Raw genomic sequence first — 20133 nt, forward strand, 5'->3', positions numbered from 1 at the left:
TGTAAATCTCCTGGCCCGGTGCCAGTCGAGACTGACCGAAAATGTCCGGGGTCACAATAGCGGGCGCGGCGCTTGCCGAATTGACCGCGGCGGCTAAGATCAGACCAACGTGACAAGGATCACGGGTCGCGGGTTTTTCATGCGTATGCCGGTGGCGTGCCGGGCGGAGACTTTGCCGCCGGGCGCGTCCGTCCATCGAACGGAGACGAAGTGATGCCCAAACTTCTTTGGCCCGGCGCGGCCGCGATCGTCATCGCCCTTGTCGCGCTGCTGCTGATTCCCTCGGCGGCACTGCCCGCGCTCAAGCTCAACCCGAACATGGCGCAGGCCGCGGGGGTGACGATCGGCGCGCTGGCCGCGATCGCCGCGATCCTCGAGCGTGCGCTCGCGGTGTTCACCGACCTGCTGTTCGGCCAGGAGCGGAGCGAGGCCCGGCACCAGTTGAATGCCCTGCGGCTCGCGGTCCCCGTGCCGCCGCCCCCGGCCCCCGGCGCGACCCCTGCCGCGCTCGCGGCGGCGCAGGCTAGCTCGGTCCAGGCGCAGACCGATGCGCGGACCGCGATGGCCCCCGCGCTCGCCACCGTTGCCGATATCGACGCCAGGCGCGAGCGCGCGCGGCTGCTGCTCGGCTTCGCCGCGTCCTTCCTGATCAGCGCGGCGGGGGTGCGCACGCTCACCGGGCTGGTCGCCGATGGCGTGACGCTCACCAGCTATGCGACGATGGTCGATATCATGCTGACCGCGGGCCTGCTCGCAGGCGGCAGCAACGCGCTCGCCAAGCTGGCCGACCTGATCCAGGAAGGCGCGAACCAGCGCCTCAACGGCCTCAGGACCCAATAGGGCCGGACTCGACAGCGCGCTAGGCTGGGCTGTCCCAGCATGTGAAAGTTGACACTAGCTTCACACTATCGCGCATGTTTTGCGCCGCGCGGTTCCCGGGAGAAAACGCCTGGTTCGCCGAGTGCGGATCGACAGGGTCAAAGCGCGGCCGGAGCGACCGGCTGCGCGAGCGAAGCAGGCGAAATCCTACATTGCAAGGGCTTGGGCCCAACGCGTCGAAGCCAAAGCGAATGGCATGCGGACCCCGGCAGCCGCGTTCCAAAATCAGACAAAGGCGAGCCCCCCGCCGCCCCGCAATCCCCGGCGGCAACGGGGTTTCGCTGCGCGTGCAAGCAGTTGCGTACAACCGCCAATGTGGCGCGATTGCCACATGCTGCATAACATTCACTCGTTAGAGAATTAGTATTGAAACGCGTGAGAATATGCGGCACTTTCCACCATCAGCGCCAAAGAGCGCGTCGCAGATGAGGATGGGGAGGCGTTATGAAGGCACATGCGTTGTGGGTCGGTGCGTCGGCGCTGGCATTGGGACTGGGCTGGTCCGGCAGCGCGATGGCGCAGGACACCCCGGCTGAGCAGAACGGCAGCGAAGCCAAGGGCGACGAGGAAATCGTCGTCACGGCGCAGCGGCGGCACGAAAATCTGATGACCACCCCGGTCTCGGCCTCGGTGCTCTCGGGCGGCCAGCTCGAGAATAAGGGCGTCACCAATGTCGATGCGCTCCAGTTCGCGATGCCCAGCGTGGTGGTCAACAATTTCGGCCAGGGCAATGATTTCAACGTCCGCGGCATCGGCAAGGCCGAGCACAACACCCAGACGACCACCGGCGTGATCACGTATCGGGATGGGGTTCCGACCTTCCCGGGCTATGTGCAGGGCGAGCCCTATTACGACATCAACAATATCCAGGTGCTGCGCGGTCCGCAGGGCACGATCGTCGGCCAGAACGCGACCGGCGGCGCGGTGTTCATCAACACCAACGATCCGATCATCGGCGGCGGAACCCATGGCTATGTCCAGGTCCAGGGCGGCAATTTCGCCGATGTCGGCGGCCAGTTCGGCGTCAACCTGCCGGTCAGCGACCGGTTCGCGATGCGCGTCTCGGGCTATGGCGAGCGCCGTGACGGCTTCTACAAGGTCACCGGCCCCGGCGGCGTGCCCTATAAGGACAACAACAACGATCTGCGCATGCTCGCGGGCCGGATCAGCTTCCTGTGGAAGCCGGTCGACGGCCTGACGATCCTGTCGAAGACCGATGCCGCCTATATGGACTTCGGCGCCTATCCGGCGAGCCCGCAGGGCCAGTTCCCCGAGACGCTGCCCGGCACCACCACGCCCAACCCGAACCATCGCGACCTGTTCGACATCACGGCCAATGCGCCGGGCGCCGCGCACGACAAGTTCGTCCGCTCGATCCTGCGCATCGAATATGAGTTTGCCGGCGGGGTGCGGCTGCGTTCGGTCAGCAGCTATCAGTGGGCGAACACCTACTACAAGACCGATCTGGACGGCACGTCGAACAGCGTCAGCACCTTCTTCGACGACGTCAACGAACAGCAGATGACCCAGGAGATCGCGCTGATCTCGCCGGACAACCGGCAGGTGACCTGGCTGCTCGGCGTGTCGGGCGTGTGGAACGACTATCACTTCAAGGAGCCGTACCAGTTCGTCGTCGATCTGGCCCCGGGCTTCAACCTGCCGGCCTTCCAGTACAAGCTGCAGGGCTGGAACACGACGCGCTCACTCGCGGCCTGGGGCTCGCTCGGCATCCAGCTGAGCCCGAGCGTCAAGCTCGAGGCGGGCGGGCGCTACACCTCCAGCCGCTCGATCAACGATGTCGACGTGGTCCAGTACGGCACGCCGATCATCGCCGACCAGCAGACCCAGTCGGACAATTTCTCGTACAAGGTGTCGCTGGGCTGGAAGGTCAATCCGGACCACTTCCTGTACGCGTTCGTCGCGACCGGCTTCCGTCCGGGCGGCCTCAACGTGCCGGTCGGCCTGGGCCTGCCCGCGCCGTTCCTGCCCGAGCAGGTGACCTCGTTCGAAGGCGGCTGGAAGGCCAATTTCGCCGACGGCCATGTCCGCACGACGGTCAATGGCTTCTACAACAAGTATCACAATTTCCAGGTGATCATCGGCTACCCGACCTTCCCGACTTTCGGGATCGAGCTCAACGTGCCGCACAGCACGAAGATCTACGGCTTCGAGGCCGAGGCCGAGTTCCGCTTCGGCGACTTCTCGCTCGATGCCGGCGTCAACCTGCTCCACAGCGAGCTGGGCACCTTCTACGCGAGCGATCCGCGCGCGGCGACGACCACGCCCTGCAACCCGCTCAGCGGTCCGTCGAGCGCCACCTGCCTCAACCTGGCGGGCCGCGAGCAGACCTATGCGCCCAACTTCACCTTCAACGTGGGTGCGCAGTACATCATCCATGCCGGCGACAATGACCGGATCATCCCGCGCGCGAATTACGGCCATGTCGGCGCGCAATGGGCGACCCTGTTCGAGAATCCGGCGCGCGGCGACCGGATCGTCGAGCGCAACATCCTCAACGCCCAGGTTGCCTGGGAGCACGGGACCTGGACGGTCACCGCCTATGGCACCAACCTGACCGACCAGCATTATCCGGGCGCGCTCAACTCGGGCCTCTATTTCGCCGGCCCGCCGCGCCAATACGGCGTCAAGGTCCTCAAGGTCTTTTGAACCACGCCCTGCCGGCCGCCGCGCGACTCCCTCGCGTGGCGGCCTGCTTTTTACCCCTCGCAGTCGAGGCGTCATGCAAGCGTACCGCCTGACCGTGGACAAGTTTCTGGACCATGCCGCCAAATGGTTCGGCGGCGCTCAGGTGATCGGGGCCGATGCGGGCGAGGTGGTGAGCCGGACCGGCTATGCTGCACTCCGCGAGCGCAGCAATCGCATCTCGGGCGCGCTGCTCGCACTGGGGATGCGGCAGGGCGACCGGGTGGGCACGCTCGCCTGGAACAGCCCGCATCATTTCGAACTCTATTATGCCGCGATGGGGGTGGGGCTGGTGTGCCACACGCTCAACCCGCGGCTGACCGCGGCGCATCTCGCTGCGATGATCGACGAGGCGCAGAACCGCATCCTCGCGGTCGCGGCGGATCTGCTGCCGCTCGCGCGCGAGGTGCTGCCGCTCTGCCCGTCGATCGAGCATGTCATCGTGCTCGACGCGCCCGTGCCGGGGATGGAAATGCTCAGCGAAGCGCGCGTCTGGACGCTCGAAGCCTTGCTCGAGGCGCACGGCGCACCCTGCGAATGGGGCGATTTCGACGAGGAGGCGCCCGCGGGCCTCTGCTACACCTCGGGGACCACCGGCAGCCCCAAGGGTGTCGTCTATACCCACCGTTCCAACTATCTCCACACGCTGCGCGCGCTCCAGGCCGATGCGGTGGCATTGACCCCGTCGGACACGCTGCTGCTCGCGGTGCCGATGTTCCATGCAAATGGCTGGGGGCTGCCCTTCGCGGCGCCCGCGGTGGGCACGAAGCTGGTGCTCCCCGGGCGGGTGATCGACGGCGCCAGCCTCGCGCGGCTGATCCGCGACGAGCGGGTGACGATCGCGGTCGGCGTGCAGACGGTGTGGCTCGGGCTGATCGATCATCTCGAAAGGACCGGCGAGACGTTGCCCAGCCTCAGGCGCGTGCTGATCGGCGGCTCGACCTGCCCCGAGGCTTTGCTACGCCGGCTCGAGGACCGGCTCGGTGCCGAGGTTCAGACGAGCTGGGGCATGACCGAACTCTCGCCGATAGGCACGATCGCTCCGCCGGGGACAGCCATCGAAGCGCGCGCCTCGGGCCGTCCGCCGATGGGGCTCGACCTCAAGCTGACCGATGCCGAGGGCGTGAGGCTGCCGCAGCAGCGCGGGGTGCTCGGGCATCTCTGGGTCAAGGGCCACAGCGTGCTCGACGGCTATTACCAGGCCGGCGGGGACGCGCTCGATACCGAGGGCTATTTCGACACTGGCGACTTGGCGATCATCGACGCCGCGGGCAACCTCACCATCGGCGGGCGTTCGAAGGACCTGATCAAATCAGGCGGCGAATGGATCAACCCGACCGAGATCGAGACGATCGTCGGGGCTCATCCGATGGTCCGCCACGTCGCGGTGATCGGCCGGGCGGACGACAAATGGGGCGAGCGGCCGGTGCTGATCGTCGAGGCGCGCGGGGGCGAGGATCTGGGCGACCTGATCCGCATGCTGCGCGGGCGCGTCGCCGACTGGTGGATCCCGGCGGAGGTGGTGGAAATCGAGGCGATGCCGCTGGCGGCGTCGGGGAAGATCGATAAGCAGCGGCTGCGCCGGGATTATGCTGCGGGGGAGATCGGCGCGGGATTGGTGAGGGGCTGACCAAATTCCTCCCCGGAACGGGGAGGAGTTTATCGGATCAGCACCCCTCAGCCTTTGGCGGCATCGGCGGCGAGGCGAGGCCGACATTCCAGTGCCAAGGGATCTTCCCCGTCGCGCGCCGGCGGCACATCACTTCCTCGTTGAACTTGAACATTCCGGGCATGAACTGCCGCCCCGGCGTCGGCGTGGCGGTAAAGTGCATGAAGCTGCGGTCGGGGCTGAACAAAGGCCAGTCGGGCGCGCCCGTAGCCTTGGGGACGCCCGTCGCCGCGAAGCTGGTCCAGTAACCGATCATCGCGTCCGACAGCGCATGCTCGGCTGCGGTATCGGGGATCGCCGGCCATTGCGGGCCGGTGGTTGCGAAGGTGCCGAACACATAGGGCAGCTCGCTCGCATGGAAGGCGTGGAGCCCTGCGCCATCCATCGACGGATACCCATGGTCCCACATGTACATGTACGCCGGCTCGCCGATCGCGGCCATCTTCCGCGCGATCCGCTCTGCGGTCCAGCCATAAAGCGAGTCGCGCGTGGTGAGCAGGATGCTCTCCTTGTAATCGGCCGAGGGGTAGAGCTTGAGGAACGCATCGGCCATGTCGCCGTAATTCTCGCGGATCTTCGCCTCATACTCCGCCGCGGTCGCGGTCGGCTTGGGGGCGAGCACCATCAGCGAGCGGATCTCGCCCTGGTTGAACCCGGCGAGCACCGGCACCGGCGCCTGCTTGCCTTGGTCGAAGGCATCGACCATCTGCTGGGGCAGGACATAATCGTCGACCACGCCCCAGGGCGCGAAGCCCGCGCCCGCGGCGGCATTGGTCAGCGCCTGCGCGTCCATGCCGCGCAGCCCGGATATGTCGGTCGCGCCCATCCCCGCCTGGACCATCTGCCCGACCGCCTCGGCCGACGGGAAGCCGAACACGCTCGACTTCAGTGCGGGCATCGCGATCATGTACGAGCTCTGCGCGACCGCTTTGTGGAACAGGCCGCGCGCCGCCGGAGACACCATCAGATAGAGCACGCTGAGCCCGCCCGCGGACTCGCCCGCGATGGTCACGTTGCCGGCATTGCCCCCGAAGGCGGGTATATTGTCATGGACCCAGCGCAGCGCGGTGATCTGATCGAGCAGACCGTAATTGCCCGAGACCTTCTGCGCGGTCTCCATGCTCAGCGACGGATGCGCCATCCAGCCGAGCACGCCGAGGCGATAGTTGACCGAGACGACGATCACCCCGCGTTCGGCCATGCGCTGGCCGTCATAGGTCAGCTCGCTGCTCGACCCGCCCGACAGCGCGCCGCCGTGAATCCAGAAGAAGACCGGCGCATTCTTCGCATCCCTAGGCGCCCAGATATTGAGCGTCAGGCAATCCTCGCTCGTGGGGAGCGGCTTGGCGGGCGAATAGACGTTCGGGGTCTTGGAGGTCGGCTGGATGCAGGCCGGGCCGAACGCGCTTGCGTCGCGCACCCCGTTCCAGCGCGGCATCGGCATCGGCGGCTGCCAGCGGCGTCCGCCGACCGGGGGCAGCGCGAAGGGGAGGCCCTTGAACGCGGTGACCCCGCCCGCGGCGACGCCCTTCACCTTGCCGGCGGGGGCATCGACGGTCTGTGCGGCAGCCGGCAGCGCGAGCGCCAGGGTGGAGACGGCGAGGAGATGACAGTGTTTCATGCGGCGGCCTTTCTCTCGGCCCGCAGGACGCGGGCGAGCCACAGGAACAGGAAGATGGCGATCAGGTAGAAGGGAGCGATCGAATAGAGCGCGAGCTGGCGCGGCGCCTCGAAATGCAGTGCCTTGAGCGCGTCGCTGGCGAAGCCGACATAGGTCGGCCCGAGCCCCAGCCCGATGAAGTTCATCCCCAGCAGCAACAGCGCGCCGCACAGCACGCGCTCGCCGGGCTTCACCTCGTCCTGCACCAGCGCGACGGTGGCGGAGAGATAGACATAGTTGAACAGCATCACGATCGTGAGCAGCCCGAGCGCGAGCTGCCAGCCCGGCGCCCAGACGAAGGCGATGTAGAAGGGCAGGGCGACCGCAAGCGAGAGCGCTGGCGCGAGCGCATAGCCGGTGCGCGAATGCCGGGTGATCCAGTCGAGCACGCGGCCCGAGATGATCATGCTCCCGCCCATGCCGACGAGCAGCGCGAGCGCGTACCAGACGGACACCTCCTGCAGCGTCATCCCCTTATTCTCCATGAGGAAGATCACCGCGAAATTGCCGAGCCCGTAGGTCACGAACTGGGTCGCCCCCCCGCCGAGCGCGGACAGCAGCAGCACGGGGTTGGTCAAGAACATCCAGGTCGTCGGCCAGAAGGGCGCCTTCTCGATGACCGCCGCGCCGCCCTCGGCATTCTTGTCGAGCCCGCCGCGCGGCGGATCGCGAACGATGATGCGCACCAGGATCGCGGTCACCACGCCGATCGCGCCGATCGTGATGAACGCCTCGCGCCAGCCGTAATGGATCGCGATCCATCCCCCGAACGCCACCCCCAGGGCCGCGCCCGCGGGCGGCCCGAAATTATAGATGCCGAGCGCGGAGGCGCGCTTGCCCGGCGGGAAGGTGTCGGTGATGATCGCATAGGAGGGCGGCACGCCCCCCGCCTCGCCGAAACCGACCACCATCCGCGCTGCCGTCAGCTGCGAGTAATTGGCGGCCATGCCGCACGCCGCGGTCGCGCCGCTCCAGATCGCGCAGGCGAGCGACAGCACGGTCACGCGGTTGGTGCGGTCTGCCAGCCAGCCGATCGGGATCGCGATGAAGCAATAGAAGCACGCGAAATAGAAGCCGGTGAGCAGCCCGAACTCGCTGTCGCTGATCTGGAGCGCATCCTTGATCGGCTTGGCGAGGAAGGTGAGCAGCTGGCGGTCGAGGAAATTGATCACATAGACGAAGGTCAGGACCGTCAGCACCAGCCAGGCGCGTGCAGGGGCGGGCGGCGCCGTCGCCTCGGCTGTGGTCATCCCGCGATCCTCTCTGTTTTCGTTTTTCTATGTCGTTGACGGCATCATGCCGACGCCGCACAAACTGTCAATGCACACTATCTTGTGTGTGAATATCTTTTGACCCAGATTGCGGCGCTTGACGCTGGGCGACTGAGGCTGGAAGGACAGGGGTGTGAACCAAGCTGTGAAACCCAAGGCGCCCACCCGCAAGGCCGAGCAACGCGCGGCGACGATGGAGCAGATCCTCGATGCGGCGGAGGAACTGTTCTCGCAGCACGGGCTTCACGGCACCACGCTCAAGGATGTGGCGAAGGTGGTGGGCGTCCACCACACGCTGCTCAATTATTATTTCGCCGACAAGAAGGCGCTGTTCGACGCCGTATTCGCGCGGCGCGCGGGCGTGACCAGCGGGCGGCGGATGGCCGCGCTCGACGATTATGAGAAGTCGGTGGACGGCAAGGTGACCGTCGAGGGCGCGCTCCACGCATTCCTCGACACCGATCTCGACACCTATATCACCGGCGGCGAGGGCTGGAAGAATTACGCCCGGTTGAGCGCGCAGGTCGCCAACACCCCGGAATGGGGCGCCGAGCTGATGGACGAGCATTTCGATCCCGTGGTGCTCCGCCTCGTTGGCCAGCTGAAGAAGGCGCTGCCCGATTGCTCGGACGAGGACATCTTCTGGGGCTATCATTTCGTCACCGGCGCGCTGGTCCTCTCGCTCGCGCGCACCGGCCGCATCGACAAGCTTTCGGGCGGCATCTGCAAGTCGGAGGATTTCGCCGCGATCAAGCAGCGCATGGCGCGCTTCCTCGCCGCGGGCTTCATGGAAATCTGTTCCAAAAAGAGCTGATGCCGGCCCCGTTTCGCTATCTTGATAGTGAATGAAACCGCCGCTACCACCCGGCCACGAGTTCAAGGGAGAGTAGCATGTCACTGGCGGGCCGGGTTGCGATCGTTACGGGCGCGGGCGGCGGATTGGGCCGCGAACATGCGCTGTTCCTAGCGCGCCAGGGCGCCAGGCTGGTGGTCAACGACCTCGCCCAGGACGCCGCCGACCGCGTCGCCGCCGAGATCGTCGCGGCCGGGGGCGAGGCGATCGGCATCGCCGCCTCGGTCACCGATCCCGCGGGCATTTCGGCGATGGTCGCGCGGACGATGGGCCGCTGGGGACGGATCGACATCCTCGTCAACAATGCCGGCATCCTGCGCGACAAGAGCTTCGGCAAGATGACGCTCGAGGATTTCAGCCTGGTGGTCGATGTCCATCTGATGGGCGCGGCGATCTGCACCAAGGCGGTGTGGGAGATCATGCGCGAGCAAAAGCATGGCCGCATCGTGATGACGACCTCCTCCTCGGGCCTCTACGGCAATTTCGGCCAGGCCAATTACGGCGCCGCCAAGATGGCACTGGTCGGCCTGATGCAGACGCTTGGCCTCGAGGGCGAGAAATATAATATCCGCGTCAACTGCCTCGCCCCGACCGCCGCGACCGGCATGACCGAGGGCGTGCTGTCGGAACAGGGCCTCGCCCTGCTCGATCCTGCGCTGGTTAGCCCCGGCCTGCTCGCGTTGGTGAGCGACGGCGCCCCGACCCGCGCGATCCTGTGCGCCGGCGCCGGCCATTTCGCGCGCGCGAGCGTCACGCTGTCCAGCGGCCGCTATATCGGCGGCGGGGCGGATGCGGGCGACCGGGTGATCGAGCATTGGGCCCAGATTTCGGACCCCGCGGACGAGATCGTCCCGGCCTATGGCTTCACCCAGGCGGAACGCGAGCTGGCCAGCGCGGGCATGGACGAGTCGATCGCCGCAACGGTGCGGTGACGGCCCGCCTCCCGCGCGGCGGAGAGGAGAGGAAGATGGCTGACGTTTCGAGGCGCGTGCTGATCGCGGCGGCGGCGATTGCTGCGCCCATGCTGCAGGCTGCGGCGGCTCCGGCCAAACGCACCCGCAAGGCCCCGCCCGGTTTCCTCTGGGGCACCGCCATCTCGGCCTATCAAAGCGAGGGCAACAACACCAACAGCGACGCCTGGCTGATGGAGAATATCCAGCCGAGCATGTTCAAGGAACGCTCGGGCGACGCCTGCGACTCCTATCACCGCTACAAGGAGGATTTCGCGCTCGCGGCGAGGCTCGGCTTCAACTGCTACCGGCTCGGCATCGAATGGGCGCGGATCGAGCCGAGCGAGGGGCGTTTCTCGAACGCCGAGCTCGATCATTATGCGCGCATGCTGACGGCATGCCGCGCGCATGGCCTGAGGCCGATCGTCACCTTCAACCACTTCACCACCCCGCTCTGGTTCGCGATGCGCGGCGGGTTCGAGGCCGCGGATTCGCCCGATCTGTTCGCGCGCTATTGCGGCAGGGCGGCGCAGCATCTGGGCGGCGTCATGCACATGGCGACGACCTTCAACGAGGCGAATATCCAGTTGCTCGTGCATCTCTTCCCCGCCTTCTCCGCGGGCATCCCCAAGGCGCGCGAGGCGATCGCCGCGGCGGCCAGGGCGACCAACTCGCCGCGCTTCTCGCGCCTCGCCTATGCCGATCCGGCGATCGTCACCCCGATCATGCAGGAGGCGCACCGGCGCGGCTATGACGCGATCAAGGCCGTGCGGCCTTCATTGCCGGTCGGCATCACCCTCACTACCCAGGATATCCAGGGGCCGCCCGAGATCGCGGCGCAGTATCGCGACAGGCTCTATGGCGGCTGGGCCGATGTCGCGCGCAGCCATGCCGATTTCTTCGGGGTGCAGACCTATACGCGCTTCAGCGTCGACGCGAACGGCTTCGTGCCGCCGCCCAAGGGCGCCGAGATGACCGGCGCGGGCTATGAATTCTACCCCCAGGCGCTCGCCAACACGATCCGCTGGGCGCACGCCGCGATCGGAAAGCCGATCTATGTGACCGAAAGCGGCATCGCGACCGACGACGACACCCGCCGCATCGCCTTTATCGACCAGGCGCTCGACGGGGTGCGGCAATGCCTCGACGAGGGCATCCCGGTGCACTCGTACCTCTACTGGTCGCTGCTCGACAATTTCGAATGGACCTCCGGGTACGGGCCGCATTTCGGGCTGGTGTCGGTCGATCGCGAAACGTTTGCGCGGAAGGCCAAGCCGAGCGCGATGCATCTGGGGGCGATCGCGCGGGGGAATAGGCTGTAGCCGTTTCCCCTCTCCCATCGGGAGAGGGTTGCGCAGACTTAGCTTTCGCGAAGCGAAAGGTTAGTCGGAGCTGGGTGAGGGGATCACCCTCTCGATGGCGGGTAACCCCTCACCTAGCTACGCTAGGCAGCAAGCTGCCAAGCTTCGCTACCTCTCCCGATGGGAGAGGAATCATTACGGGCGATCCGCCCCAACCTTCACCCAAAATTTACCATAAGCTGGCTCTGTCTTCCCGGGCGCCGCGCGGGCGCGGACGGGAAGGCGGATGCTTGTGCCAAGGGAAGTTATTTCCCGGGATTTTGCGCGATTTGCGGCGCTTTCGGGCGGCGGCTGGCTGCTCGATGCGGGGCTGCTGCTCGCGCTGGTCGGGCTCGCCGGCGTGGCGCCGCAGATCGCCAACCTGTTCAGCGCCTCCTGTGCAGCGACGCTCGTCTATCTGGTCTCGCACCGCCGCATCCATTCGGGCGCGTCGCACGGCCTCCAATTCCGCCTCGGCTTCTACCTGATCTACACCGCCGCGCTGATCTTCGCCGCTTCCTGGGCGATGGCTCCGCTCACTGCCCTCGCCGCGACCTTCACTGGGCCGGGCGTCGCCGCCGCCTTCGTCGCCAAATGCCTCGTCACCCCGCCGCAATTGCTGTGCAACTTCCTCGTCTCGCGCGCGGTCGCGCGGGTGCCGCTGGGCCGCAGTGATGGCTGACCGCATCCTGCTCTTCATCCCCTGCTACAATTGCGCGCCGCAGATCGGGCGTGTGCTCGCCCAGCTGCGCGAGGTCGATCCCGGGCTGTTCGACGTGCTCGTCCTCGATAATGGCAGCAGCGACGGCACCGTCGAACGCGCCATCGAGGCCGCCGCAACCCTCTCCGCCCGCGTCACCATCGCCCGGAACCGCGCCAACCATCATCTCGGCGGATCGCACAAGGCCGCCTTCGCTCATGCGCTGCGCCAAGGCTATACCCATGTCGCGGTGCTGCACGGCGACGACCAGGGATCGCTTGCCGACCTGCTCCCGCTGATCGCGGCGGGCGAGCATCTTCGCCACGACGCGCTGCTCGGCGCGCGCTTCGCGCCGGGCGCGCGGCTGCAGGGCTATTCGGCGGTGCGCACGCTCGGCAACCGCGTGTTCAACCTGATCTTCTCGGTCGTGAGCGGGCGCCGCGTCACCGATCTCGGCTCGGGCCTCAACCTTTTCGCGCGCACCGTGTTCGAAGACCCGGGCATCGTCCGCGCCTCGGACGACCTGCGCTTCAACGTCTACCTGCTGCTGCGGATGGTCGATGCTGGCCGCGACCTGAAATTCTTCCCGATCAGCTGGCGCGAGGACGATCAGGTCTCGAACGTCCGGCTGGTCTCGCAGTCGTTCCGCACCCTCGCCATCGCCTGGGCATTCGCCACCGACCGCAAGACTTTCCGCGAGGCCGATCACCGCGACCGGCCGGTCGCGGCCTATGACTTCGACGTGATCCATGGCTGATCTCGCGCTCATCATGCCGATGGCCGGCCGCGGCACCCGCTTCGCGAGGGACGGCGTGCCGACGCCCAAGCCGCTGATCGAGCTGGCGGGCAAGCCCTTCTTCTGGTGGGCCGCCGAAAGTGTGCGCCGCCGCACGGCGCTTCGCGAACTGCTGTTCGTCGTCCTCCGCGAGCATATCGAGGCGCACGCCATCGACGCGGCGATCCTCCGCCATTACCCACACGCCCGCATCGTCGCGATCGACGCGCCCACCGCCGGTGCTGCCGAAACCGCCGCGATCGGGGTGGCCGAACTCGCGCAGGACGGTCCGTTCGCGATCAACGATTGCGATCACGCCTTCCGCGCCGAAGCCCTCCCATCGATGGAAGGTGCGGCCGGAGCACTTTTCGGCTTCTCTTCGACCAGCCCGGCCTATTCCTATGTCCGCCTCGAGGGCGACCGCGTCACCGGCACGGTCGAGAAGCAGGTCGTCAGTCCTTATGCCATCGCCGGCTGCTATTTCTTCGCCGACAAAGCGACCTTCGCCGAAGCGCTGACCGCCTATCGCCGCGACTGCCCCTATGAGGAACTGTTCGTCAGCGGCATGTTCAACCCACTCTGCGCCGCGGGCGAGCGCATCGCCTTCCAGCCGCTCGCGCAGCATCTCTCCTTCGGCACCCCAGAGGAGCTCGCCGCGCTCGATCCCGCCAAACTCCGGACGCTGTGGGGCCCGGCATGATGGCGCTCGCCCTTGCCGCGCTCCTGGTCGCCCACTTCATCCGCGCGATGCGCCAGGCGAACCTGTTCGCCGCCGACGAGCGCCCGCGCACCATCCAGCTGATGGTCGGGCTCAGCATTGCCTATGTCATCAACGCCGTGCTGCCCTTCCGCCTCGGCGAGCTGGCGCGCGGCCTCTATGTCGCGGTGCGCGCCAATCTCGGCATCGGCCGCGTCCTCGCGACGGTCCTTGCCGAGCGGCTGTCCGATCTGGTCCTGGTCTTCGCAGCGCTCAGCCTGTTTGGGCTGGCGGACCTGCCGACGATCCTGATCCTCGCCGCCGGCATCGTCGCCATCATCGCCACCGCCTGGGCGCTCCGCCTCTGCAAGCCTGCCCGGCGAGCCTTGTGGTGGGCCGCCTCGATCTTCAACGAGCGTATCCGCACGACGATCGCCGATTTCGCCTGGTCCATGGTCAAGCTCGTCGCCAGCACGACCCTCGTCCGGCCCCGCTACCTCGCGCTCACCCTCGCCATGTGGGCCGCCTATCTCGCCGCCTATGCCGCCTTCGCCCGGGCCAGCGGCTATCCCCTCGCCGAGGTCGTCACGGCGATGGTCGACAGTCCCCTGCGCTCGCTGCTCGACCGCTCGCGCGAGATGGGCAGCGCGATCATCCTGTTCACCAGCCTCGCTGCCTTGCTGATCCTCGTGCTCGGCCTCGCGACCGATTGGCGCGGGGTCGAGCGCTCGGTCGCGCGCGTCCGCCGCCTTGGCCTGCCGCTGGTCTCCTCCGCCGATCCGAGCCTGCGCAACGCCTTTATCAATCGCGGCGATTATGGCGCGATGCTGCGCGCGCACTTCACCGACGCCGATCCGCTGGTCGCAACCTTCGGGCTGCACGGGTTGGGCGAGGCGATCGTCCACCGCATCCTGCCCGGCGGTTCCGACGCGATCACCGCGGTGGTCGAGATCGAGCAGCGCTTCGGCATCCGCAAATTCGCGACCGGCCCCGCGGCCGCCAAGCTGATCGAGCAGGCCGAATGGCTCGACGCCCATGCTGGCGATCTTCCCCTTGCCGAGATTGTCGATCGCAGCGGTGACGAACGCCGCTTTCGCTACGACATGCCTTATTTCGCGGGCGCGCGGGACCTGTACGAAGTCGCCCACACCGCCCCGTCCGCGCACTGCGCCGAACTCCTCGAGGCGGTCGTGACCGGCGTCGCCGCGCATCACGAAGTCAGCGCCGCCGGCCCTTGCGCGCCCGAGGCGCTCGCCCGCTATGTCGACGAGAAGATCGTCGCCAACGCCCGCGCCGCGCTCGATTTCGCGCGCCTCCAGCTCCCCGAACGCTATGCGATCAACGGCCAGCCCTTCGCGATGGCCGAATGGGCGCCGCTGCTCGACCAGGATTGGCTCCTGAAGCAATTCACACGGACCGGCACCGCCGCCATCCATGGCGACCTGACCTTCGAGAATATCATCATCTGCGATCGCGCGCCCGGCTGGTATCTGATCGATCCCAATCCCGCGAACCGCTTCAACAGCCCGCTGATCGACTGGGCCAAGCTGATGCAGTCGCTCCATCTCGGCTATGAGACGCTCAATCGCGGCGCCCCCGCGCGGATCTCGGACGACGCGGTCACGCTGATGCTCGCGCAATCGAGCGTCTATGCCGAACTCCATGCCCATTACCTTGGCCTGCTCGCCGGGCGGTTCGACGCGGCGACCTTGCGCGAGATCCAGCTGCACGAGATCGTCAACTATCTCCGCCTGATCCCCTACAAGATCCGCAACCAGCCCGGTCGCGCTTTGTCCTTCTTCGCCTGCGCCTCGTTGCTGCTGCGCCGGTTCGAGGCCGAACATGGCTGAACTGGCCGCTTTGCTCTTCGATCTCGACGGCACCCTCGTCGATACAGCGGAAGCCAATTACCGCGCCTATGCCGCGGCGCTCGCCGAGGCGGGCGTCACGATCGGCCGCGAGCAATTTGATGCCGTCGCCACCGGCCGCCGCTGGACCCAGTTCCTCCCGCTGCTGATCCCCGAGGGCCACGCCGCGATCGCGGAGCGCAAACGCGCCCTCTATCCGGGCTTGCTCGGCGCCTCGCGGCTCAACCAGCCTCTGGTCGATCTCGCCCGGGCCTCACGCCTTCGCCTGGGGCTCGTCACCAGTGCTTCGCGCAGCGGCACCGAAGCCGTCCTGGCCGCCCATGGCCTTTCAGGCTTCTTCGAAGTCGTCATCACCGGCGACGATGTCGCAGAACCCAAACCCGCGCCTGATGCCTATCGCCTTGCCGCAGCCCGCCTCGGCCTCCAACCGCTTCAATGCCTCGCCTTCGAGGACAGCGACCCCGGCGCCGAAAGCGCCCGCCGCGCGGGCATCGCGGTGGTGAGGATCGCGCTATGAAGCTCGCCGCCTGGCTCGCGCTCGCGGCGCTGGCGGCGTGGCTCTGGTCCCCGGCGCTCCATCCGGTCCATGTCGAGGGCTTCAGCGCCTCGATCGTCGCGCTCGGGGTGCATCTGGCCCAGGGCACGCTCGCCGATTTCTTCCCCTCGCAGCCGCTCAACGCCGAATATCTCGGCCTCACCAAGCTTGGCGCGGTCCTCGGTATCGCCGGGCTGGTCAAGCTCGGCCTCACCGGCGAAGCGGCGATGCGCCTGCTGATGGCGGCGGGAGGCCTGCTGCTCGTGGGCGGCTCCGCCCGCCTCGTCCGCTACTGGACCGGGGCCCCCTGGCTGCTCGCCGCCGCGGTCCTGTTGCTGATCCCGGGCATCGCCGAGAGCCATTTCTTCTTCAACGACAATGTGCCAGCCGCCGGCCTGCTGATTGCCGCGCTCGCCCTCTTCTGCGACCGGCAAACGGCACTCGCGACAATCGCCACCGGCGTGCTGATCGGCCTCGCCATCGCGGTCCGCACCGATCTCATCCTCGTCGCCCCCGCGATCTTCCTGATCGCCTGGGAGCGCCAGCCGCTCCGCCAGGCTATCCTCGCTACCGCCATCGCCGCAGGCTCCGCGATCGCCACCCTCTGGATCATCTATGCCATTGTCGGCGCGTCGCCGCTCGACGCACTCAGGATCGGCGCGGTCGCGGTCGACCTGTGGGACCGTCCCGGCGACTTCCAGCGCCAGTTCCAGTCGCTGCTGCTGTTCCTCGGCCTGCCCGCTCTGGTCCTCTATCTCTTCGGCCTGGTTGCCGAGGCGAGCCTCCGCGACTGGAAACGGCTGGCACTGCTGCTAGGCATCCCCCTTTTCATGAACCTCGCGCTGGCGGGGAAACTCTGGGAGGTGCGCCAGCTCCTGCCGCTGACCCCCTTCCTCGCGGCAATTGCGGCGCGCGGCGCGCTCAAGCTGATCGCCGACTGGAAGGAAGGCCGCCGCGTCCCCCCGGCCATCATCGCCGCGGCAATGCTCGCGATCCTGATCGCCCCGCCCGCGATCGTCTATCCGGCCGACGGCCCCCGCGCGGTGATCGGCCGGGTCACCGCCATCCCCCTCTGGTGGGATTGGCAAGCCCGCGTTCGCGGCAATTTCGCGCTGCTGGACCGGCTCATCGCCGACGGCACGCCGATCATCGTCACCGACTATTGGGACGAGGACCGCTATCTCCATCTCCGTCTCGTCGAACAGGGCTATCGCGCCGGCCCGCAGATCCCCGCCTGCGCCGCCATCGGCCAGTCGATGAGCAAGGACGGCCGCACGATCCTGCAGCTCAGCCCGCACCAGACCTTCCTGCCCAACGCCGGCGCGCTCTACACCCCAAGGCTGGCCGAACTCGCGCTGCCTTGCCTCCGCGCTGCCGGGGCCAAGGCGATCCTCGTCACCGATTCGGGCCGCGCCGCGCGCCTGCTCCACCCCGAAACCGCGCCCCGCATGACCCGCCCCCGCGACGCCACGTTCGCGGCGATCCCCGCCACCCCGGAAATCCTCACCCGCCTGGGCGAGGATCACCGCGAGGAGGGGCGCACCGCCCCGCCGGGCAGATATCACACGGTGCAGGCCGCCCGGCAGGCAACCCGGCCCCGCACCGATTTCACGAAATGACCACTATCCGGCTCGCCCGCCTGCCATCCGCCGACCGCGTCCGCAGCGCCACCGCCCCGCGCACCGCCACCGGTCCGCGATAGCGCTGCCACTTGCCGCCGGCGCTGCGATACTCGATCGCCATCCCCGGATATTCCGCATTGGCCTCGAGCTTGCCCGCGGCGATCCGCGCGCCCGGCGGCGTCACCCGATAGGCCACGCCCAGCCGGTCGAGCAGCCCGAACTGCACCGGCATTCGCCCCGCAAAGCTGCGCCAATCGGCCAGCACAGCCTGGCGATCCACGCGCTTGTCGCCGAACGCATAGCTTTGCCCGGCAACATAGGCCGGCTCCCAGTCCGGCTTGTGCCAGGCCCGTTCGGCGAAAGCGATCAGCCGCGGGAACAGCATGTAATCCACCCCCGCATCGGTCCGCACCGTCTCGCTCCACAGCTGCGCCTGTATCCCCTTGATCCCGCGCCCCGCCGCCAGCGGCTCCTTGTCGCCGATCGTCTGTCCGCGCGCGAAGGTATCGCGGATCAGAGCGCCATTGGCGGGCAGGTTGCCCGTCATGAAGCCGAAGACCTGGATCGTATCGACGCCGCGCGACGCCCAGTCATAGCCGCGCTCATAGGGGTGCGGGACATAGGGCATGTCGAGATAGCCGATATCGGGGATCGAGAGCACCACGTCCCAGCCCAGATTGGCCTGATGGTGCGCCTCGGTCACCCCGCCCCAGAAGAGCGTGCCCCAGATATTGGTCTGCACGCCTGCGGGCATCTTCGCCGGATCGGTATGGCCGAGGCCGTCGCTCCATCCCGCGACCCTGATGCCCTTGCCCGCCAGCATCCCGGCCACACGCTCGATGAAATAGCCCCCCAGCGCCTTGGCCGGCCGCCCCGTCGAGGCCATCAGCGGCTTGCACGCCGGCGAATCGCCCCATGCCCCCGCCGTCTCGTCCGCACCGATATGGAAGACCTTGAGCGGCTGCCCCGCCGCTTGGTGCATCGCCGCGATCTCGCCCACCGCGGTGTCGAGGAAGCGATAGGTCTGATCGATGCACACGTTGAGCGTATTGTCGGTATAGTTCTGGATGCTGTGATATCGGGTCGCATCGCCGGGTTCGACCAGCCGATAGGCCTCTGCCTCGGCGGTCTTCCCCCGCGCTGCCAGCCGCCGGTAGCGCGCCTCCATCGATCGGATCGCCGCGCGCGAATGGCCCGGCATGTCGAGCGAGGGGATCACCTCGATATCGCGCGCGGCGGCGGCGCGGACGATCTCGATATAATCGGCTTGGGAGAGATAGCCGTTGCCCGCGCCCGTTCCCTCGGGCCCCGCGCCCAACTGGGGCATCAGGCAGCGCGTTTCCGAAGGATCGTGGCAGCGCTTCGATCCCATTTCGGTCAGCTCGGGCAGCGCCTTGATCTGCAGCCGCCAGCCTTCGTCGTCTGCCAGATGGAGGTGGAGCTTGTTGAAGCGATACATCGCCATCGCCTCGATCAGCTTGAGGATCTCGGCCTTGGAGTGGAAGTTGCGCGCCAGATCGAGGTGCAGCCCGCGAAAGCCGTAGCGCGGCGCGTCCTTGACCGTCATCGGCCGCAGCCGGCCCCGCTCGAATGCGATCTGCTGCGCCAGTGCGCGGAGCGCATAACCGGCGCCCGCGGCATCGGGCGCCCGGACCACGATCCCGCCGGTGCCGCTGTTGATCGTATAGCCCTCGGCGGTCATCCACGCGCCGGGATCGACCTCGATCTCCAACGGGATCGTGCCGGTCAGCGCCACCCCCAGACCATCGAGCGCGGGCGCCAGCCGTGCGCGCGTGACGCCCTTTAGCGTCAGCGCCACGCCCTTGCGCAGGTCGAGCGGTTTGCCAGGCAGCAGCCTGGCCTCCATCGGCGTCGGCAGGATTGCGATTTCGGGGCTCGTCGCGGGCCCGCGCGCGGCGAACGCCTCGAACGCCCGCTCGGGCGTCTGCCACACGGTCTTGTCGTCCGCGCCGCTCGCTGCCAGCTTCGCTTCGTCGGTCATCGGCGCGACGAAGGGGAGGGTCTCCAGCCCCGTCTCGGGATTGATCACCGGCCGCGTCGCCGCGATCACCCGCGCCTCGACCCCGCTCCCCGCGATATAGAGATTGGGCATCACGAACGCGATCGAGTGATGAACCCCCGCGCCCCACAGCCTGAGCGTATAGGTCTTGCCGGGTTCGAGCACCGCGCCGGGCTTGAGCGTCAGCCGGTTGAGATCGCCATTGATCCACCGGTGTTGGAACACATCGCTCTCGACGAGCGGCAGCCGGTTCACGAAGCTGAAATAGATCGCGAAATCATCGCGCGTCAGGCCCGCGGGGACGTGTGCGGGCATGGTGAAGCTGAGTGTGGTGAGGAAGGTCCCGTCGGCCCCCGCCGGATGGACCGCCGGGCGGTTGTCGACGATCTCGTAGCGCACGCCGATGCCCTTCGCGAGTGCGTCGAACTCGGCCTGGCTCGGTGCGGAACGAGGATTGGATGCGGCGAGCGCCAGCGTCAGCAGGGGGGGCAGCACCCAGATCCGCAGAAATTTCATCGTCGTCCTCTCCCGAACCCCGATTGACGCGACAATACCAATATAACATCATTCCGCAATCGGGAGGACTGCGCC

The 20133-nt window shown here is 67.4% G+C and carries 15 protein-coding genes; 12 read left to right on the forward strand and 3 right to left on the reverse strand.

Annotated elements, in window-relative coordinates; genetic code table 11:
- The first annotated feature begins 213 nt into the window (after positions 1–213).
- The 3 genes from OF829_RS12265 to OF829_RS12275 all read left to right on the forward strand — a co-directional run bounded on the left by OF829_RS12265 (position 214) and on the right by OF829_RS12275 (position 5212).
- Positions 214–840, forward strand: coding sequence for a hypothetical protein (locus OF829_RS12265; RefSeq protein WP_264940345.1), 627 nt, complete (start codon positions 214–216; stop codon positions 838–840).
- Positions 841–1323: 483 nt separating this feature from the next.
- A complete protein-coding gene (locus OF829_RS12270; protein WP_264940346.1) occupies positions 1324–3546 on the forward strand; it encodes a TonB-dependent receptor in 2223 nt (740 codons plus the stop codon).
- Positions 3547–3619: 73 nt separating this feature from the next.
- Positions 3620–5212 (forward strand): AMP-binding protein, encoded by a 1593-nt coding sequence (locus OF829_RS12275; protein ID WP_264940348.1) that lies wholly within the window; start codon positions 3620–3622, stop codon positions 5210–5212.
- Between the two features lie 37 nt (positions 5213–5249).
- Here the strand turns inward: OF829_RS12275 and OF829_RS12280 are convergent, their stop codons facing one another.
- A complete protein-coding gene (locus OF829_RS12280; RefSeq protein WP_264940349.1) occupies positions 5250–6872 on the reverse strand; it encodes a carboxylesterase/lipase family protein in 1623 nt (540 codons plus the stop codon).
- Positions 6869–8161 carry a spinster family MFS transporter gene (locus OF829_RS12285; RefSeq protein WP_264940350.1) on the reverse strand — a complete coding sequence of 431 codons (1293 nt, stop codon included), beginning with the start codon at positions 8159–8161 and terminating at the stop codon, positions 6869–6871. Before OF829_RS12285 ends, OF829_RS12280 begins: the two co-directional genes overlap by 4 nt.
- A 154-nt stretch (positions 8162–8315) precedes the next feature.
- Here OF829_RS12285 and OF829_RS12290 point away from each other — a divergent pair, with 154 nt between their 5' ends.
- From OF829_RS12290 to OF829_RS12330, 9 genes are all read left to right on the forward strand, one after another.
- On the forward strand, positions 8316–8996 hold the full coding sequence (locus OF829_RS12290; protein ID WP_264940351.1) for a TetR/AcrR family transcriptional regulator: 681 nt from the start codon (positions 8316–8318) through the stop codon (positions 8994–8996).
- A gap of 77 nt (positions 8997–9073) precedes the next feature.
- Positions 9074–9967, forward strand: coding sequence for an SDR family NAD(P)-dependent oxidoreductase (locus OF829_RS12295; RefSeq protein WP_264940353.1), 894 nt, complete (start codon positions 9074–9076; stop codon positions 9965–9967).
- A gap of 35 nt (positions 9968–10002) precedes the next feature.
- The gene (locus tag OF829_RS12300) at positions 10003–11307 is read left to right on the forward strand and encodes a glycoside hydrolase family 1 protein (protein WP_264940354.1); all 1305 of its coding nucleotides are present in this window, start codon (positions 10003–10005) and stop codon (positions 11305–11307) included.
- Between the two features lie 271 nt (positions 11308–11578).
- Positions 11579–12007: a hypothetical protein gene (locus tag OF829_RS12305; protein ID WP_264940356.1), complete on the forward strand. Its 429-nt coding sequence runs from the start codon at positions 11579–11581 to the stop codon at positions 12005–12007.
- Positions 12000–12782 (forward strand): glycosyltransferase family 2 protein, encoded by a 783-nt coding sequence (locus OF829_RS12310; protein ID WP_264940357.1) that lies wholly within the window; start codon positions 12000–12002, stop codon positions 12780–12782. The genes OF829_RS12305 and OF829_RS12310 overlap by 8 nt, the downstream gene beginning before the upstream one ends.
- Positions 12775–13500, forward strand: a complete 726-nt coding sequence (locus OF829_RS12315; protein ID WP_264940358.1) for an NTP transferase domain-containing protein — start codon at positions 12775–12777, stop codon at positions 13498–13500. The genes OF829_RS12310 and OF829_RS12315 overlap by 8 nt, the downstream gene beginning before the upstream one ends.
- The gene (locus OF829_RS12320) at positions 13497–15347 is read left to right on the forward strand and encodes a flippase-like domain-containing protein (protein ID WP_264940359.1); all 1851 of its coding nucleotides are present in this window, start codon (positions 13497–13499) and stop codon (positions 15345–15347) included. The genes OF829_RS12315 and OF829_RS12320 overlap by 4 nt, the downstream gene beginning before the upstream one ends.
- Positions 15340–15882 carry an HAD family hydrolase gene (locus OF829_RS12325; RefSeq protein ID WP_264940360.1) on the forward strand — a complete coding sequence of 181 codons (543 nt, stop codon included), beginning with the start codon at positions 15340–15342 and terminating at the stop codon, positions 15880–15882. The genes OF829_RS12320 and OF829_RS12325 overlap by 8 nt, the downstream gene beginning before the upstream one ends.
- Positions 15879–17519 (forward strand): hypothetical protein, encoded by a 1641-nt coding sequence (locus OF829_RS12330; RefSeq protein ID WP_264940361.1) that lies wholly within the window; start codon positions 15879–15881, stop codon positions 17517–17519. The genes OF829_RS12325 and OF829_RS12330 overlap by 4 nt, the downstream gene beginning before the upstream one ends.
- On the opposite strand, the gene OF829_RS12335 is transcribed toward OF829_RS12330, so the two are convergent.
- Positions 17509–20058, reverse strand: coding sequence for a family 20 glycosylhydrolase (locus OF829_RS12335; protein WP_264940362.1), 2550 nt, complete (start codon positions 20056–20058; stop codon positions 17509–17511). The two genes, OF829_RS12330 and OF829_RS12335, sit on opposite strands and share 11 nt — an antisense overlap.
- Positions 20059–20133: the final 75 nt, after the last annotated feature.

Source organism: Sphingomonas caeni, from assembly GCF_026013415.1.
Lineage (GTDB): Bacteria > Pseudomonadota > Alphaproteobacteria > Sphingomonadales > Sphingomonadaceae > Sphingomonas > Sphingomonas caeni.

Coding starts and splice junctions, on each gene's coding strand:
- OF829_RS12335 (WP_264940362.1), bottom strand. CDS start 20,058: ATGAAATTTCTGCGGATCTGGGTGCTGCCCCCCCTGCTGACGCTGGCG.
- OF829_RS12265 (WP_264940345.1), top strand. CDS start 214: ATGCCCAAACTTCTTTGGCCCGGCGCGGCCGCGATCGTCATCGCCCTT.
- OF829_RS12285 (WP_264940350.1), bottom strand. CDS start 8,161: ATGACCACAGCCGAGGCGACGGCGCCGCCCGCCCCTGCACGCGCCTGG.
- OF829_RS12270 (WP_264940346.1), top strand. CDS start 1,324: ATGAAGGCACATGCGTTGTGGGTCGGTGCGTCGGCGCTGGCATTGGGA.
- OF829_RS12275 (WP_264940348.1), top strand. CDS start 3,620: ATGCAAGCGTACCGCCTGACCGTGGACAAGTTTCTGGACCATGCCGCC.
- OF829_RS12280 (WP_264940349.1), bottom strand. CDS start 6,872: ATGAAACACTGTCATCTCCTCGCCGTCTCCACCCTGGCGCTCGCGCTG.
- OF829_RS12315 (WP_264940358.1), top strand. CDS start 12,775: ATGGCTGATCTCGCGCTCATCATGCCGATGGCCGGCCGCGGCACCCGC.
- OF829_RS12300 (WP_264940354.1), top strand. CDS start 10,003: ATGGCTGACGTTTCGAGGCGCGTGCTGATCGCGGCGGCGGCGATTGCT.
- OF829_RS12325 (WP_264940360.1), top strand. CDS start 15,340: ATGGCTGAACTGGCCGCTTTGCTCTTCGATCTCGACGGCACCCTCGTC.
- OF829_RS12320 (WP_264940359.1), top strand. CDS start 13,497: ATGATGGCGCTCGCCCTTGCCGCGCTCCTGGTCGCCCACTTCATCCGC.
- OF829_RS12295 (WP_264940353.1), top strand. CDS start 9,074: ATGTCACTGGCGGGCCGGGTTGCGATCGTTACGGGCGCGGGCGGCGGA.
- OF829_RS12330 (WP_264940361.1), top strand. CDS start 15,879: ATGAAGCTCGCCGCCTGGCTCGCGCTCGCGGCGCTGGCGGCGTGGCTC.
- OF829_RS12310 (WP_264940357.1), top strand. CDS start 12,000: ATGGCTGACCGCATCCTGCTCTTCATCCCCTGCTACAATTGCGCGCCG.